Genomic DNA, 14,105 nt, shown 5'->3' with positions numbered 1-14,105 from the left:
GACCTTTTGACTAATCTATTGGCAATTCCTCTGAGCTATCGTCTGGGCTTTGATTGAGGAGCCCGACGTGATTGGCAGATTTCTGAAGAAAAACGAGCCCACCCAGGACACAGGAGTGCCCACTCTCAGACCGATGCACCCAGTTGCTCTTAGTGGTGCAGACCTTTTAAACACGCCATCCCGGCAATCATTGATCTCAAAGATCAAACGATTAGTTTCAGCAACCGATGTTGTGTGGAACAGACATTATCTTTATGCCATTCAACAGTTCGCAGAATTAGCTCAGAACCTGCCCGCGTCCGAGATTCATCATCATTCGGAACAGGGTGGCTTGATTGACCACACCCTGGAAGCTTTGCATGCAGGGGTCAGAATTTCTCATGGATATATCCTGCCTCCAAACGCTGAACCTGAGAACATTGGTCCTGGTGCAGATCGCTGGAGATTCGGAGCATTCATCGCGATTTTGGCTCATGATTTGGGCAAGATCGTTACCGATTTAGAGGTTGTTTACAGAGCCCCTAACTCGACGTTCCAACAGTGGTTCCCTTGGTATGGAAATCTGCCGGCCGGCGTTGAATATCAATATCGATTTCGCAAGAAAATAGAAAATACCCGCCTCGCAAAGACGCTCCACGAAAAATCAGGAATGTCACTGTTGCCCAGATTGCTGACACCGGAGGCGACCAAATGGCTGTTTTCAGATATGGAGCTGGTCTCGCAACTATTCAGTACAGTGTCGCATTCAACTTTTGGAGGCCACGTAATAGCTGAAATTGTGAGGACAGCGGATGGTGCGAGTGTGTCAAAGAACCTCGGAGCAAATACAGGGAAGAAAGCGGACCACTCATTGGCAGTGCCTTTGCACGAAAAATTGGTTGTGTCGTTAAGAAAACTGGTGGCCGATGGGGACCTGATCCGAAATAAGCCTGGCGCGGCACTCTGGGTCACCGATGAGTACACCTGGGTTGTTTCTAAGGCAACAATAGAAGCAGTCCGGGCCCAGTTGCTCAACGAGGGCCACAGTGGTATACCAAAATCAGTCGTGACTATTTTTGGGATCCTCAAAGATCATGAATGCATCGTGGCGACACCAGAAGGTGATAGCGTCTGGTATGCAGAGATAGATGACCCCGCTAAAAACTGGCGTCAAAAGTTGACCTTTCTGTGCTTTAAAAACGAGATCATCTGGCCAACGTCACAACCGGATTTGTTTGATGGCACGGTGACTCCGATAGACCGAAAGGGAAATCCTTTGGCAGAAGATCAGCCGCGGGTAAAAGAGGCCATAGAATCGCAAGTCCCCGCCGATAAAAGCTTGGAGTCAGCTGTCTCTCTGCCATTCCCTGAACCAGCCAGCGTCCCTAAAAAGCCCACGAAAACCTGCAAACCAGATGGAAGTAGGGTAGGGCAGGTAACAAAATCCTGGAACGAAACGGTTGATCCGAAATCCAGCAGTACTACCAGTAATGATGAGGGCAAGTTGGGCCCAGAAAGAGGGCTTACCTCGAAAGATGCTGCCGACAAATGGAAAACTCGCCGACAGATCCAGGAAGAGGTGCTCCGTCAAAACGACTTTATCTCCTGGTTACTTCGCGGTATTGCGACCAAACGTATTCGCGTGAATGAACCCAAGGCGCCTGTCCATGTGCTTGAGAATCACATTGCTCTTGTGACACCAGCGATCTTCAATGATTTCCTTGATAAAAATCGACTTAAAAAGCAGATCTACGAGCGAAGGGCAGGGGATAAACGAGTTTTCACACTGCTTCAGAAAGAAATAGAAGCCCTCGATATTCACCAAAAAGGCATGAACGGAAAGAACATCGTCTCGGTCAGCGTTGAGGGCGTCCGGTCACGGAGTGAGCTTCGCGTTTACCTGCTAAACCGCGACTGCTTCCCATCATTGAACAACTTCAATGCCAACCCAGTAATAAAAATTCATCTCTGAACCCATCCGCTCTGGCGCGAAGCTGAGAACCTGCGCCCAAACTGCTATTTTCATGGAAAATAGATGACAATTTTCTTCGACTTACATGGAGTCCAATGAGCTGCTGTTGCTGCCTGATCACATAGAACGGCAATCGTTAAGTGGTGTCCGTCGTGGACGCTTGTTATATTCCGGCGTATCTTGCAAGTGATGGAACAAGAGACAATAAACGTTTGTCGATTTAACTCACTCCACTTGGCCGGAGACGGCGAGATCAGCGTCGCAAAAATGATAGCTATGCAACAGGAAGAAGTTCAGAGCTTCGATTCCCCCGGCTCGCGTCTATCGCATCTGTTGGATCGGATTGGGTTCAAAGAGCAGCGAGGAAAGATGCAGGGTTTTTATCAATATCTTCGAGAGAAAGATCCGGAAAATTTCGGAGATCTAAGCTACAGCACCGTCCGTGGTTGGTTTTCTTTATATTCGCCTTCCATCAAGAAAATCGCCTTCATCGTAGATGCCCTCAAACAGAACTACAGGATTCCGTGCGATGAGAAACACCTGAAGACCTGGTGGAAACTCGGTGGCATTTATCCGTTTTACCTGCCCGAAGCGGACAGTGGCGAAGAACTGAAAACTCTCGAGCTTGAGAGCAAAGAGACGCAGAACAAGCTGCTCTATCAAATTATGCGATTGATTTCCGAAGAGGATGGTAGTCTTCAGCACAGCCTGACCCAGGAGGAAATTCTATCTGTACTTGGAGCAACAACAGATTTTGCCCGGGACTTTGCAGACCCAAAACAAACCTCAGCGCCACAGCACTATCTCCGCGCAATAATTCGTGACCAAATCGCCAGGCGTGCGGACATCGAATCCTAGTTGATCCATACAAGTTGCGTAAGGCGGACCCACTTCACCCGTCTCCGTGCACGGCGTTATTTCGATTCGTTAGAATTGTCCTCATTTCTCTGGGTGTTGGTTCCCTCCCAATCCATTTCATCTCGGATGCTTTGGAATTTCCTCAAAATGTCCTTTAAAAACTCGACCTCTGCGGCAAGGCTTTGATTCGCGTTCTCTAACGACTGCTTCGACCGCTGCACATCCTCAAAAGAGGATTTTAATTCGCTGAGGGATTCTGCAACGCGTTGGGCTGTTGATTCTGAATCTGTGAGACGCCTCTCCAAGTCCTCAATAATAGAGCTCTGATTGGACAAAGACTCCTGAAGGCTCTTTGCACCCGCCCGGGTGTGAGACAACTCTTGTTCAAGGCGCTGACGCTCAACTGCTTCCAGGTTGGCAATTTCACGCTGCTCTTCCACCTGCTCCAGAAGTCTTGCCTTCTCGGTTCTATGCTCAGCAAATTGATCTTCGGCTTTGTTCCTGTAGCTGGCAAATTCCTCCTTGAGTTCGTCAAACTCGTCTCTTAAACGGGATAGTTGCTGATCGTGACGGTGTTCGAGTGCCGCTTTCTCGGAAGTGGCTTGTTCGAGCTGTTTTTTACGTTCAGTTATTTCTTCGCCCTGAGTGTGAATTTTTTCCTGCAACGCGATTTGCTTTTCCTGGTTGGCGGCCGCGGCAATTCTGAGTTGCTGATTGTCGACCTTGAGACTGTCTCTCTCGCTCTCTAGGTTCGCCAGTTTGGTCTCCAGCGTCTCAACCTCTGACTGTTTACCGGATAGCTTTTCTTCAAGGCCTCTGGCCAGCTCATCGAGTTCTTGACGTTGGGTTTCGAACTTGGCTTTCGCTTCATTAATTGCTGACTGCTGTTCTTCCTCCAGCTGAAAAATCAATGGCCGCACGAGCTTTGCCAGGTACTCCGATCGCTCAGCGTTCAGGTCAATAGCTGCCTGGAACTCTGAGTCTTCGTAGGTGGAGTCGATGTCCAGCCCGTGAAGGTAGTGAGCAATCTTTGCGGTGGAGCCCTTACCAAGAATTTGGCGGACCTGGTATGGGTTTACTGGTTTCCGGCTTTCCTGCAGCTCTTCAACGGCTCTGATGATGTCTGCTTCGCTGATACTGGCTGGCCTACCCATACGTGCACCTTCCTATCTATTAAAACAATGACTTAGACAACTAAGCGCGGACGGCGAGCTGTCTTGGTCAGTTTCTGAGTTTCATTTTATTAATTATAAACTAACGAAACAAAAGAAACACTAAAGAAAATGAGGGAGAATAAAAGCGCGATAATAGGCATTATCCCATCTTATGGGTGTATAATGGTGGGAGAGGGCGTTTTTTGAGGCTTTCTGGAGGGTAAGACTGAAGAAATGCAAATAAGATCGTCAGGCTTGACCAGGAGTAATCTCAACGGTCTGCTCGTGCGGGGCCAATTTCTTCACACCAGGCCTGGAGCAAGTATCAGGCCCAGCCAGTATAGTGATGGGGTCTGAAGACACCAATCCGCAATGTTTTCGAAAAAAATAGCCTGCGGCATTTGGTAAAAAAGCAACCAGACCTTGGCGGCCATGATTTCCAGTGTACTGTGGTCGTAAATGACTGATTGGAGATGTACTGATGGCTCTTGGAAAATTTGAGAATGGAATCGAGGTCCATAAGAACGCAGTGGCGGATGCGATTGAACACCATGGTGTCCATGTTCGACATGTACCAGGCTACGCCTACACGGTGGGGTGCTCAGATATAGGATTGCCAGAGCTGCTTGTCGAAAAGATGCCGCGCGAGCAAAGTGATGAACTGCTGAGGCTTTTGTTTCTCGCGGCTGAGCGGCGGGATACCCCGGCTAGGTCATGGGATGAGGTCGCTGTGGTCACTCCAAAGCCAGGTTTTGAGTCACTTTCGGTTGATCAGGTTAAGACGCGGTTGTTTGATGCCAGAACCCACTATGGGCATTGGAAGATTTCTGCAGTGAAAATATTGGTGCCGGGAGTGCCTCGTGACTGAAGAGCGATTAGTGGATTTTCAATCTGCTAAAGAGGCCAGAGAGCGTCTCCGGGAAATCATCGCTTTTAACAGCCAAAACGGTTTTATCTTTGTTGAAGAAAGCTGGAGAGACATCGGGCTTGCAACGGTGTACGTGGTGGACAGCGACATCAACACTATTCATGTGTTCCCCTGGGCGCCGGAGAAAGTCTCTATAGAAATTCCGGCGGAATCGCTGCCTTGGGAGCTTCTAAATCTCTCCTTTGAGGTAATTGCAGATCCAAAAGTGTATGTGGACAAAACGCACATCCTGCAGAGCGAGGCGATTGCTGCAACTGCGTTGAATGCTGAGCTTTCCCTTGGAAGCGTGAAAGCCGAACTGCGGCGACACATACTTGCCATCATGGACCTGTCTTCTAAGTCGGGTTTGCGGGATCTATATCAGTTAGAAGCTGAGAGTCTGGTGCCGAGGCACCGAATAGAAGCGATCGTGAGAAAAAAGTGTGGAAAAGAAAGTGACCAGTAAAAAGCTGACGACACAACCTCGCCCAACATATGCCGAGGCTTTCGATTCGAAGGTTCTTGCTCAGTATCCGGTTGAAGCGCAAGTAGCGCTTCTGGAGCTTATCCAGTCGGCTGAATCGAAGAATACGAAAAAAGCCACTGCGCAGGCTGTCCGGCACTACGTTGAGGTTTGGAACGGTCCTCTGCCCTGCACGCCAACTGACCTGTCTTTTTATCTCAATGAATACGCCAGAAGGCCCTCCTATGAAGAAAGCCCGGAAAGCGCGGTGCTGGACAAGCGGAGAAATAAAAACCTCAAGGGTTTTTCGATCGCCACGCTGGAACAGCGACGCAGTCTATTCGGGAGCTGGCACAAGCGCACTTTTGGGGATAATCCAAACAATTCAGATGCCGTGCGGGCAACCATGCGGTCCATTAGAGTGTCTTGTGGTGAACCTCAGGAACAGGCGAATGCCCTACCCATGAGGATTTTAAAGAACGCAGAGGAAAAGCTGCGTCGAAACCGACAGATCGCACTGGAACATGATGACCGGCAATCAATGCTCAAATTCTCTCGAAACCGAGCTCTTTTGCTGACGGCTTTCTGGTTCGGATTGCGCGCGTCCGAATTGGTCAATTTGCGCATCAAGGATGTGGAAATGTTCTGGGATGAAGACCCTCCTTGGATGCGAGTTACCATTCGAAGGTCCAAGACCGACAGAGAAGGAAGAGGGCAAAAAAAGCTTTTTGAAGCGTACCCGACTAAACATCTCTGCCCGATTTATGCGATCCGGCAATGGAAGGAGGACCGATTTCAAGGGGTCAGTGACGAGCGAAGTACGGATGGGCTTTTGCCGTTGTTCTCAAAAGTAGATCGTTGGGGCAACGTATGGACAAAAAATATCAACGCAAATTCGATGAATACTCTGATAGAGAAGTTGTTCACAGTTGATACCCAGGCCGCTCACGATCGATACACCAGCCACTCTATGCGTCGGGGATTGGCAAACTGGATGGACCAAGAGTATGGAAATCAAAAGGATATAATGGAGTGGATCGGATGGCGTGATCCACGAACAGCCTTGAGATACCTGGACGCTAGACATAGCTCGCCGACTGCCCTGACCAAGGCAAAGCTAGCAAAAGGACGGAAAGACGAATCTGACGGGTCTTAATCATTATTTATGCAGAGGGGGCCCAGTTCTACATCCATAGATCCACGGTGTTAATGGTCGCTTCAAGCTTGGCCAGAATGACCGGCCACTCATTTGCCAGGCGGCCAGTCTTGCAAGACCTTGCCGACCTGTTTTCTGGATAACAGCCTTCTGACGATGGAGCGCTGGGCGGCCGGCTGTTCTGGTTTCGGCTTTTGGTCGATGATTCTGTTGAAAACTTCTTCCCTGTTGATCGCAACCTCGGGCGGGGCATCAATTGAAAGCTTTACCCTTGAACTGTCCAGTCGCGTAACGGTGATTTTGATGTTGTCGTTGATAATGATGCTCTCGAACAGCATCCTTTCTAATGTCAGTGCCATGGCGAATGACGGCCTTGTGAGATGAATCAGCGGTTACTGTAAATGAGTTCGCTCTTGGCGAAGACTCGTAAAGGTTGAGCTTCCTTAACTCTGTCTTTCCTGAATCCGGCATAGACTTCGATGGCCTCTATACCGGGTATTGAGTTATAGGCTGTTCTCTTTGTGAGCTGCGCGTAAGCATCCAGTGGATTAGTTGAAGGAACATCAAAGCGGTAAACCTTGGATTGGTCAGTAATGATGTCGATGCTGAACGCATGGGCTCGTCCAGGCCGCACCTCGCGGCTTTTTACGTCACGGGCAAAAAGCATGCTAGCAAGGCTTTCAAGATAAAGGCTATCTATGTGGCCGGTCAGGCTAAGTCCTTCCAGGAATCCGGAAAGCCGGTAGCGCCACTCAATCTGGCCCAGTTCCGAGCATGCGGGTTTGAGGTTGTTCAGATACTCCAGTATCAATGAGCTGGCGCCGAGCAAGCGACTCTCGATGTCGCAAAACAAGTCATTGGTCTGTTGTTGATTTAAAACGGTCATCAGGAAGGTTCACTCATGCGCTGGATGCGTTTGGATTGATCAGCTCGTAGGGCAACTCGCTGTTTGTGAGAACCCAGTCCAGCTTCTCTTGATAGGCCGGGTCGCAGACGTCTGGGTACAGATAGACCGCCGTCGGGGTCTCTGTGTCGGTGAGAAGGATCGACGCAAGGACTTCGGTGCTTTTAAGGTTGTAGCGAAGGCATTTAGTGAAGTAGCGGCCCGTTGCACGGTACTTCTCAACCAGGTCCAACTCTTCACGGTTTTCGAAAGGCAGCCACTGAGCATCGACCGTCATCAAGGACAGTGTGTCAGCTTGAAGGTTGCCTGTAGCGGATCGGGTGAATGTGGTGATGCAAAGCAAGTGGATTTGGGCATCCTCAGCAAAGAACGCCAATTCGGTCCCGTAGTTTTTTCCCATGCGCCGGTAAATGTCGTCGGCAAGGTAAATGGGGACGTCCGGCATGTGTTTGATGATCATCCGATGTCCAAACCGGGCTGGTTCGAACGCTTTCACCTCACCTATCATCAAACCCATGGGCTGGTTTTTGGCAGTGGCCTTGAGATCAGAAAAAAATCGCGCTCGCCGGCGAAGGATGTCGTCTTTATGCTCCACTGAAAACGGCTCAGGAATGAGCAGGGAATCGACGATAGCCTTCCGGCCCGAAATTTTCCCTTCGGCGGCCTCAAGCATATATTTGCGAACCACGAACCAATTTCTCTTACCCGCCATTCGGGGAGACCAGCGGTTCAACCCTGCGTCCTCATAGAGAAGGTGCAAAAGCGATCGTACTGATAATTTAGCCGGGTCGGATTTCGTAGTTGGCGCCTGGGTAGATTGGCCCTTTATTGGCGAGGCGATTGGGGCTGTTCCGCGCTTGCTCAAACTGAAGTCCAGCCGAAGCTTGGTAATGCCGCCATCCTGATCTTCTTCAATTGCTTTCTGACCCAGTGCGCCGCGGCCCGATAGCTCGGGTGGAATCTCGTAACAGTCACATTTCGGATCGTGTTGTGGCCCGGTAAACGGCATCCGCTTCACCAAGAAAGAGTCATCGTCCACCTTGGACACATAGAGGGGAAGTCCCGGATCTTTGCAACCACAAAGAGGCCTGGCCCGTGTGCTATAGGCAGAGGCAAGAAGCGCTTGTCGCTCGGGATGGTCCGTCGGTACCAGCTGGTCGTTCAGGATGAATGCCACCTGTGCCATATCAGCCTCGCTTTCCGTATGCGGACAGAATGATCAGCGCTTCTTGATTGGTTAGCCCATTACTGGCTCTATCAAGAAACAGGCTGTTTACGACAGGATCCTTGCGAGCCGCGCTGTAGATAACATTCAAAACTTCTGGAGTTGTTGCAGACTGCGGCGGATTCAGTTGAGCCAGAGAACGCGCCACGCTGATCTTTTCAGCCAATGCATCGGCTTTGATCTGTTGGAAATGCGCGGGCGGGTTGGGGTTGATCGTGTTGGAGCTCAACGTCTGTTCTTCTGATAACAGGTTCTCGAGGCTGAACTTAGGTAAGGGGCCCAGTGTGGAGTAAAACATCGGGAAGGTGAAATACGAGGCCACCACACCAAGAATGAAACCAAAAAGCAGTCTAATCATTGCGTGAGGCCTCTTCCTTTGCCTGTCAGATCTTCAATGCGGTTTTGGTGCGCCCGGCGAGGCTTTCCGCCACGTCGGCCGGCGTGATTGGAGACTGATCGTTCACCCAAACGGTAATCGTTATCTCGCTGGCAGCGGCAGTTTGTTTTGTAATGTTGTGATCAATGACATAAAGCGCATCGCCATGCTGCCGGTGAGCCCGCATATGATAGTAAACGGACGGTTCTGAGTCATAGGCCCAGGCAAATGTCTGCATTTTCGTATTTGCCATTGCCCCCCATTCCTGGCGGATCTCCTGCTCGGACAGATACCCGTACTCTTTCTTGATTCGGATAAACGCCACATCAACGTTTACTGGTGCGGAAAAAGAGGTAGAGAACTCAGTAAAGGTTTTTGCGACGGAAGACGAGCTATCCGTGCCTGAAGAATCTGATTGGGTGGAAGACTGGTCCGAGGGCTTGTATGTGCTGCCCGGGATCGAGCCGTCGTGGTTTAAGGGTTCACCTGTCAGTGGGTTATTGATGCAGGTGACGCATTTCCCGCCAACTAATACGTGTTCAGTTGTTGAGCAGCCAGTTAAGGTCGCTGCCAATCCCAGTGACAAAGCAAGGCACTTTAATTTCACGAGTTTTCTCCACAAGATCGTAACTGTGTTTGCACACCAGGATCAGGGCAGACGGCGTGAAACCAGAGGACAGGAAACCTGTTTGCGACCGCCCATGAAGCTGACATCGATTGTGCCGCTGCTGGTGCGAGAAACCATCAATCAAAAGGTCACAACTTAACGACCTTTTAAATCTGGTGCCGCAAGGAAGTTGCCACGATCATGACAACCAGTGGAGATCTCATCCTTGATTCTTGCCCGAACCACTGGGGTACGGCGCTTCCATGCAATGCAGGAATTCAGGGAGATAGTGCATCGCAAAGGGGGTCGTGGCAACATCTCGACGGCTTTAAGCGTGAAACTCTGAGGGTAATTGTGGCATAGACCATGTTTTTGCGTTTAATTTTCATCCAAAATAATGTCTAATTTGTAACATACTGTAAGCGCCAAGGCAGGTGCTTAAAAAAGTTCTGGCTACGTAACAAGGAAGTATCTCGATGCAGCCGTTTGCAATCCGAACCATCATTTCGGCAGTTATCCCTGCGGTTCTGGTAGTCATCTTGCTAGCCTTACTCATTGCCCAGCAATTCCAAGGGCACCGAATTTCACACTCTCATGATCCACTCGTTCCCCTGTCCGGGACGCCTTTGAGCGCGCTTCCAGACCTCTACCCTGTCAAAAGCACTAACGGTGTTTTGAACCTGGACATCGACAAATTGAACCAGGCGGTAATGCACCTTTTAAGTCAGAACAATCCGAAGGCTGCAGCGGATCTCATCTACATCGTCCAGGCGAACAACACCCTGTTGATGCTAGATCACGACAACAAAGTTCGCTTTTTCGAGCTGGTTGAGAAGTACCACTACGAAGACATATTGGAAATCCGGAAGCACAAGGATGCGGTGTTCAGCGTGTATACGGACATTGTGAATGGGATCGGTCGGACATTTGCCGGCACGGGCGTTGAAATCGTGCTCCATGACACGCGAAATCCGCTGGCCTCAATTATAGCCATCCAGAACCCCATTTCCGGGCGCCGACTGGGCGATTCGACGACTAATTTTGGTTTGGAGCTCATTCGTGAGTACGCAGTCGGTAAGAGCCGTGGCGTGAGTTTCATCAGCTATGGGCTTACGCTCGCGGATGGTCGAGACGTTAAGTCAAGCACGATCCCTATCTACGACCCACGTTTCGGGCTCATTGGCTTCATTTGCATGAACATAGACGTTTCGAAGCTGGATGAACCACAGTCACAGGCCGCTCTGTCATTTCTTGAGAATTTTGCGGCGGTTAATGAAAACACAAAGATCAATGAGCTGATCGATCACTCGAAACGGAATGGCTGACCACGAGGACGGCGATAGTGAATACCGTTAATATCTGCCTCGAACGGACTAAACCCCAGCTCGCACTGAATGGAAGCCAGGGTTTCCTCGGATGATATGATGGTGGCCAACATTGTAGCCGTCTAATCAGCAGCCGAAGGAACGGGTGTCTGTGTCGGACAGCAGGGCGCTGATGCGTTCAAGCAATGTGTGTGAAAAATTTAACCTGGAAATAAAAACGCTTCCCATGTAAGCCCAGAGATTTTGAGCCAAGGATAGGCCTATGTTGTTCGCAGTATTTACATCACTCCTCATCATCGGTATCACCATCACCTCAGTCCGTGCGGTTCAGGGATCTTTTTGGTCCATGGTCTTTAATTGGGTCGTCGCAGGTCTTCTATTGGGACTATACCTGGCAGTGGCCGGCCATTTCCCAATATATCGTTACGTCGACGAGCTGATGATTACTGCTCTCACAATTGCCTTATTCGGGAACCTGGCTCTCGTAATCTGGATTTCCAGCCTGAAACGGAAATATCGCAGTCAGACGAAGGCTATTGCGATGAAGCAGAATTTGCTGGCTATCGCGGCCCATGAGCTCCGAACTCCAATCACAAACCTGCGCTCTCAGGCGGATCTGGCGGTCAATTACGTTGGTCAGAAAGCCTTCAGTGATGCTGAGAGCATTCTGCAAATGTCGCTGGACGATCTCGACATTCTGGACCATCACGTTAAGGCGATTCTTGCCCTGGCCGCCCTGGAAAACGGAACACTGGCCACACATAAAGAATGGTTTGCTGTCAGCAAGATGGTGTTAGAGCTGAACAGTCAGTTTGCGGGCAAGGCCAACGTGGCGCTGATCTGGGAGTGTTGCGACGATGAAAAGCTACGAGCGACGGAGCTCTACACTGACTATGATCTGATCAAGGTGGTGGTCCGAAACGCCATCGAGAATGCATTGAAGCACACAAAGGATGGTTTCGTTCGTCTGTCCATGACGCTTGAGGAGGATTATGTCGAGGTCACGGTACAGGACACTGGTAGCGGGATGTCCACAGACGAGATGAACGACCTTCATTGGCACGGAGACGCCCTTACCCATGGTATTCGGCGGGGCAAAGATGGGTGGGGCATCGGGATGCCTGTCATGAAAGCTTTTACTGAATTTCTGGGTGGCACCATCGCTATTGATTCCAAAGAAGGGTTTGGCACGAAACTGAGCATCAAATTGCCAATTAGCCATCGCCAAGGGACAGTTGACACAAAAAGTCCTGAGGGCGAATACGAGGCGAACGACTTTCACTCTAACCTCGATTACACGATGGTTGATCAGGGTGACAATAAACTGAGGGTATTGCTCATCGACGACAATGAGACATACCTGCAGCAGATGCACCGAATGTTTGCGCCGAAAATCCTTGATACCAGTCAGGTTCAGTTGGTCACTTGCAATGATCCGGTCCTGGGTATCTCGCACTTAGAAGAAGAGCGTTATGACCTGCTGCTGGTTGATTTCCACATGCCGCAAATTGACGGGCTCAAGCTGCTTGAGTGGCTGAAAAATGATGAGGCTCATCCGAACCAGGATATAAGTAAAATTATGGTGACGGCGGATCCGAACATCCCACAGACAACGCGCGGAGCTATTGTTAAGGCCGGCGCTCGAATTGTGTCGAAAGGCATGTCTGTTGAGGACGTGCGGATGTTGGTTTCGGAAGCTATTCGTCAGAAGTTCAATCCTCAGGATTACAGCCGATCAGCTAGCTGACGCTTTCCTACTGATGCTGCTCACGTATTGGAGTTGAAATCGAAGTTATCTACCAATGAGGTGCATGCCGGATGAGTCCCACTGCGCCGATGGGCAATCGGACAGCCTAAGTTCTGACGACGGGGATATCGGACCAACGGGTGGTGTAAGCTGGGGATAAATTTTCCCGGCGCATCTGCCAGTTCGTATTTTTGTGGATCTGACGCCCAAAGCGGACCGTGTTTTTACCCGCAATGCTGTTGATCTTATCCAGGGTCCGCATCAGCTCCTGATCTCGCTTGTCGTCCTCAATTCGACTGAAAAAGTCTGACTGGCATGCACCAGGCGCTCGAAAGTCGGAAAGCACGATGCCTGCCTTGTTGTACTTATATCCATCGCGCCAGAGCGCCCTAGCCAGAGTCACCGCCTGTTTGCATATCTCGCGGGTGTCCGCGGTTGGATACGGCAAAGCAATGCCCTTCTGGTTCGCATAGTGCTCGCTCGACCGGTACCGGCTGGTCGACATGAAAGTTGCCAGATACCCGCATTCACGATTTTCCTTGCGCAGCTTCTCGGTGGCCCGGGTTGCATGGTGTGACACGGCCGCGAGCATGGAGTCCAGGTCGGTCACCGGTGATCCGAACGATTTCGAGCAGAGGATTTGTTTTTTGGCCGGGGCCACTTCCAGAAGGTCGTCGTGGCACGGAACCCCGTTCAGCTCTCTAACGGTGCGCTCGACAACGACCGAAAAATGCTTTCGAATCCATTTGGGATCTGCGTCCGCTAATTGGAGCCCGGTTTCAATCCCAAGATCCGCCAACCTTTTACTCAGTTTGGAGCCGATCCCCCAGATCTCGCTGGCCGAGACCAGCTTCAGCAGTCGGCGCTGTCGGTCGCGATCGGTCAAGTCCACCACGCCTCGGGTTGCCGGATACTTTTTGGCGCCGTGATTCGCCAGCTTTGCCAGTGTGGGACTGGGTGCTACGCCGACGCAAATTGGCAGACCGGTCCACTGCTTCACCACGTTTTTGATTTGATGCCCAAAATCCTCATAGGACATGACCGATTCAATGCCGGTCAGATCGAGAAACGCCTCATCGATGCTGTATGGCATGACCCCGGGCGAAAAGGTCGCCAGAGTCTGGATGAAGCGAAAACTCATGTCGCCGTAGAGCGCATAGTTTGAAGAGCACACCACCAGGCCGTTCTTCTCGACATGCTCCTTCAGCTCGAAGATCGGTTGTCCCAGATCTTGATACCCAGGGCCTTTGCTTCGGCATTGCGCGCCACCGCGCATCCGTCATTATTCGAAGCCACGACAACCGGACGGCCGACTAGTGTGCCTTAACAAAAGTTCGTCTTATTATTCAGCTTATCGGAAAGACGAGCGATTGATGCAATGATTTGATCCGCTGTTTTGCGCCAGATAAAAGGTTTGGGATCGTCGTTGTAT

Annotated in this window: 14 protein-coding genes; 7 read left to right on the top strand and 7 right to left on the bottom strand. The window is 50.5% G+C overall.

Going from position 1 to position 14,105, the window contains the following annotated elements; all coding sequences use genetic code 11:
- Window positions 1-67 precede the first annotated feature (67 nt).
- The gene (mobH, locus tag CDH48_RS16120) at window positions 68-1,951 is read left to right on the top strand and encodes a MobH family relaxase (RefSeq protein ID WP_227521128.1); all 1,884 of its coding nucleotides are present in this window, start codon (window positions 68-70) and stop codon (window positions 1,949-1,951) included.
- A gap of 180 nt (window positions 1,952-2,131) precedes the next feature.
- The gene (locus CDH48_RS16115; RefSeq protein WP_157807850.1) at window positions 2,132-2,809 is read left to right on the top strand and encodes a hypothetical protein; all 678 of its coding nucleotides are present in this window, start codon (window positions 2,132-2,134) and stop codon (window positions 2,807-2,809) included.
- Between the two features lie 56 nt (window positions 2,810-2,865).
- Here CDH48_RS16115 and CDH48_RS16110 read toward each other — a convergent pair whose 3' ends face one another.
- Window positions 2,866-3,963 (bottom strand): DNA-binding protein, encoded by a 1,098-nt coding sequence (locus tag CDH48_RS16110; protein ID WP_100689765.1) that lies wholly within the window; start codon window positions 3,961-3,963, stop codon window positions 2,866-2,868.
- Between the two features lie 481 nt (window positions 3,964-4,444).
- Here CDH48_RS16110 and CDH48_RS16105 point away from each other — a divergent pair, with 481 nt between their 5' ends.
- The 3 genes from CDH48_RS16105 to CDH48_RS16095 are packed head-to-tail and all read left to right on the top strand — an operon-like array spanning window position 4,445 to window position 6,489.
- Complete coding sequence (locus tag CDH48_RS16105) at window positions 4,445-4,831, top strand: DUF4262 domain-containing protein (protein WP_100689764.1); 387 nt, start codon at window positions 4,445-4,447, stop codon at window positions 4,829-4,831.
- Window positions 4,824-5,336 (top strand): hypothetical protein, encoded by a 513-nt coding sequence (locus tag CDH48_RS16100; protein WP_100689763.1) that lies wholly within the window; start codon window positions 4,824-4,826, stop codon window positions 5,334-5,336. The genes CDH48_RS16105 and CDH48_RS16100 overlap by 8 nt, the downstream gene beginning before the upstream one ends.
- Window positions 5,314-6,489, top strand: a complete 1,176-nt coding sequence (locus CDH48_RS16095) for a tyrosine-type recombinase/integrase (protein ID WP_157807849.1) — start codon at window positions 5,314-5,316, stop codon at window positions 6,487-6,489. The genes CDH48_RS16100 and CDH48_RS16095 overlap by 23 nt, the downstream gene beginning before the upstream one ends.
- 89 nt (window positions 6,490-6,578) lie before the next feature.
- Here the strand turns inward: CDH48_RS16095 and CDH48_RS16090 are convergent, their stop codons facing one another.
- From CDH48_RS16090 to CDH48_RS16070, 5 genes are read right to left on the bottom strand one after another with little or no spacing between them, the layout of a single operon-like run.
- Window positions 6,579-6,848 carry a carbon storage regulator gene (locus CDH48_RS16090; RefSeq protein WP_100689761.1) on the bottom strand — a complete coding sequence of 90 codons (270 nt, stop codon included), beginning with the start codon at window positions 6,846-6,848 and terminating at the stop codon, window positions 6,579-6,581.
- Window positions 6,849-6,874: 26 nt separating this feature from the next.
- Entirely contained in the window at window positions 6,875-7,375 is a 501-nt protein-coding gene (locus tag CDH48_RS16085; protein WP_100689760.1) for a hypothetical protein, read from the bottom strand.
- Window positions 7,376-7,388: 13 nt separating this feature from the next.
- Complete coding sequence (locus tag CDH48_RS16080; protein WP_100689759.1) at window positions 7,389-8,579, bottom strand: DUF1173 family protein; 1,191 nt, start codon at window positions 8,577-8,579, stop codon at window positions 7,389-7,391.
- Between the two features lies 1 nt (window position 8,580).
- Entirely contained in the window at window positions 8,581-8,976 is a 396-nt protein-coding gene (locus CDH48_RS16075; protein ID WP_100689758.1) for a hypothetical protein, read from the bottom strand.
- 25 nt (window positions 8,977-9,001) lie between these two features.
- On the bottom strand, window positions 9,002-9,601 hold the full coding sequence (locus CDH48_RS16070; RefSeq protein WP_100689757.1) for a hypothetical protein: 600 nt from the start codon (window positions 9,599-9,601) through the stop codon (window positions 9,002-9,004).
- Between the two features lie 476 nt (window positions 9,602-10,077).
- On the opposite strand from CDH48_RS16070, the gene CDH48_RS16065 reads away from it, so the two are divergent.
- A complete protein-coding gene (locus CDH48_RS16065) occupies window positions 10,078-10,926 on the top strand; it encodes a PAS domain-containing protein (RefSeq protein WP_100689756.1) in 849 nt (282 codons plus the stop codon).
- A gap of 262 nt (window positions 10,927-11,188) precedes the next feature.
- Window positions 11,189-12,673 carry an ATP-binding response regulator gene (locus CDH48_RS16060; RefSeq protein ID WP_100689755.1) on the top strand — a complete coding sequence of 495 codons (1,485 nt, stop codon included), beginning with the start codon at window positions 11,189-11,191 and terminating at the stop codon, window positions 12,671-12,673.
- A gap of 106 nt (window positions 12,674-12,779) precedes the next feature.
- Here CDH48_RS16060 and CDH48_RS16055 read toward each other — a convergent pair whose 3' ends face one another.
- The gene (locus CDH48_RS16055) at window positions 12,780-13,949 is read right to left on the bottom strand and encodes a DinB/UmuC family translesion DNA polymerase (protein WP_227521127.1); all 1,170 of its coding nucleotides are present in this window, start codon (window positions 13,947-13,949) and stop codon (window positions 12,780-12,782) included.
- Between the last annotated feature and the right edge of the window lie 156 nt (window positions 13,950-14,105).

The organism is Marinobacter aromaticivorans (assembly GCF_002806975.1).
Classification (GTDB): Bacteria; Pseudomonadota; Gammaproteobacteria; order Pseudomonadales; family Oleiphilaceae; genus Marinobacter; species Marinobacter aromaticivorans.
Note: the sequence above shows the minus strand (reverse complement) of the source record. Positions and strands in the feature narration are given on the sequence as shown.

Bases quoted from the DNA above. Each gene is read 5' to 3' on its own strand.
- CDH48_RS16110 (WP_100689765.1), bottom strand. From the start codon at position 3,963: ATGGGTAGGCCAGCCAGTATCAGCGAAGCAGACATCATCAGAGCCGTT.
- CDH48_RS16105 (WP_100689764.1), top strand. From the start codon at position 4,445: ATGGCTCTTGGAAAATTTGAGAATGGAATCGAGGTCCATAAGAACGCA.
- CDH48_RS16090 (WP_100689761.1), bottom strand. From the start codon at position 6,848: ATGGCACTGACATTAGAAAGGATGCTGTTCGAGAGCATCATTATCAAC.
- CDH48_RS16085 (WP_100689760.1), bottom strand. From the start codon at position 7,375: ATGACCGTTTTAAATCAACAACAGACCAATGACTTGTTTTGCGACATC.
- CDH48_RS16080 (WP_100689759.1), bottom strand. From the start codon at position 8,579: ATGGCACAGGTGGCATTCATCCTGAACGACCAGCTGGTACCGACGGAC.
- CDH48_RS16075 (WP_100689758.1), bottom strand. From the start codon at position 8,976: ATGATTAGACTGCTTTTTGGTTTCATTCTTGGTGTGGTGGCCTCGTAT.
- CDH48_RS16065 (WP_100689756.1), top strand. From the start codon at position 10,078: ATGCAGCCGTTTGCAATCCGAACCATCATTTCGGCAGTTATCCCTGCG.
- CDH48_RS16060 (WP_100689755.1), top strand. From the start codon at position 11,189: ATGTTGTTCGCAGTATTTACATCACTCCTCATCATCGGTATCACCATC.
- CDH48_RS16055 (WP_227521127.1), bottom strand. From the start codon at position 13,949: ATGCGCGGTGGCGCGCAATGCCGAAGCAAAGGCCCTGGGTATCAAGAT.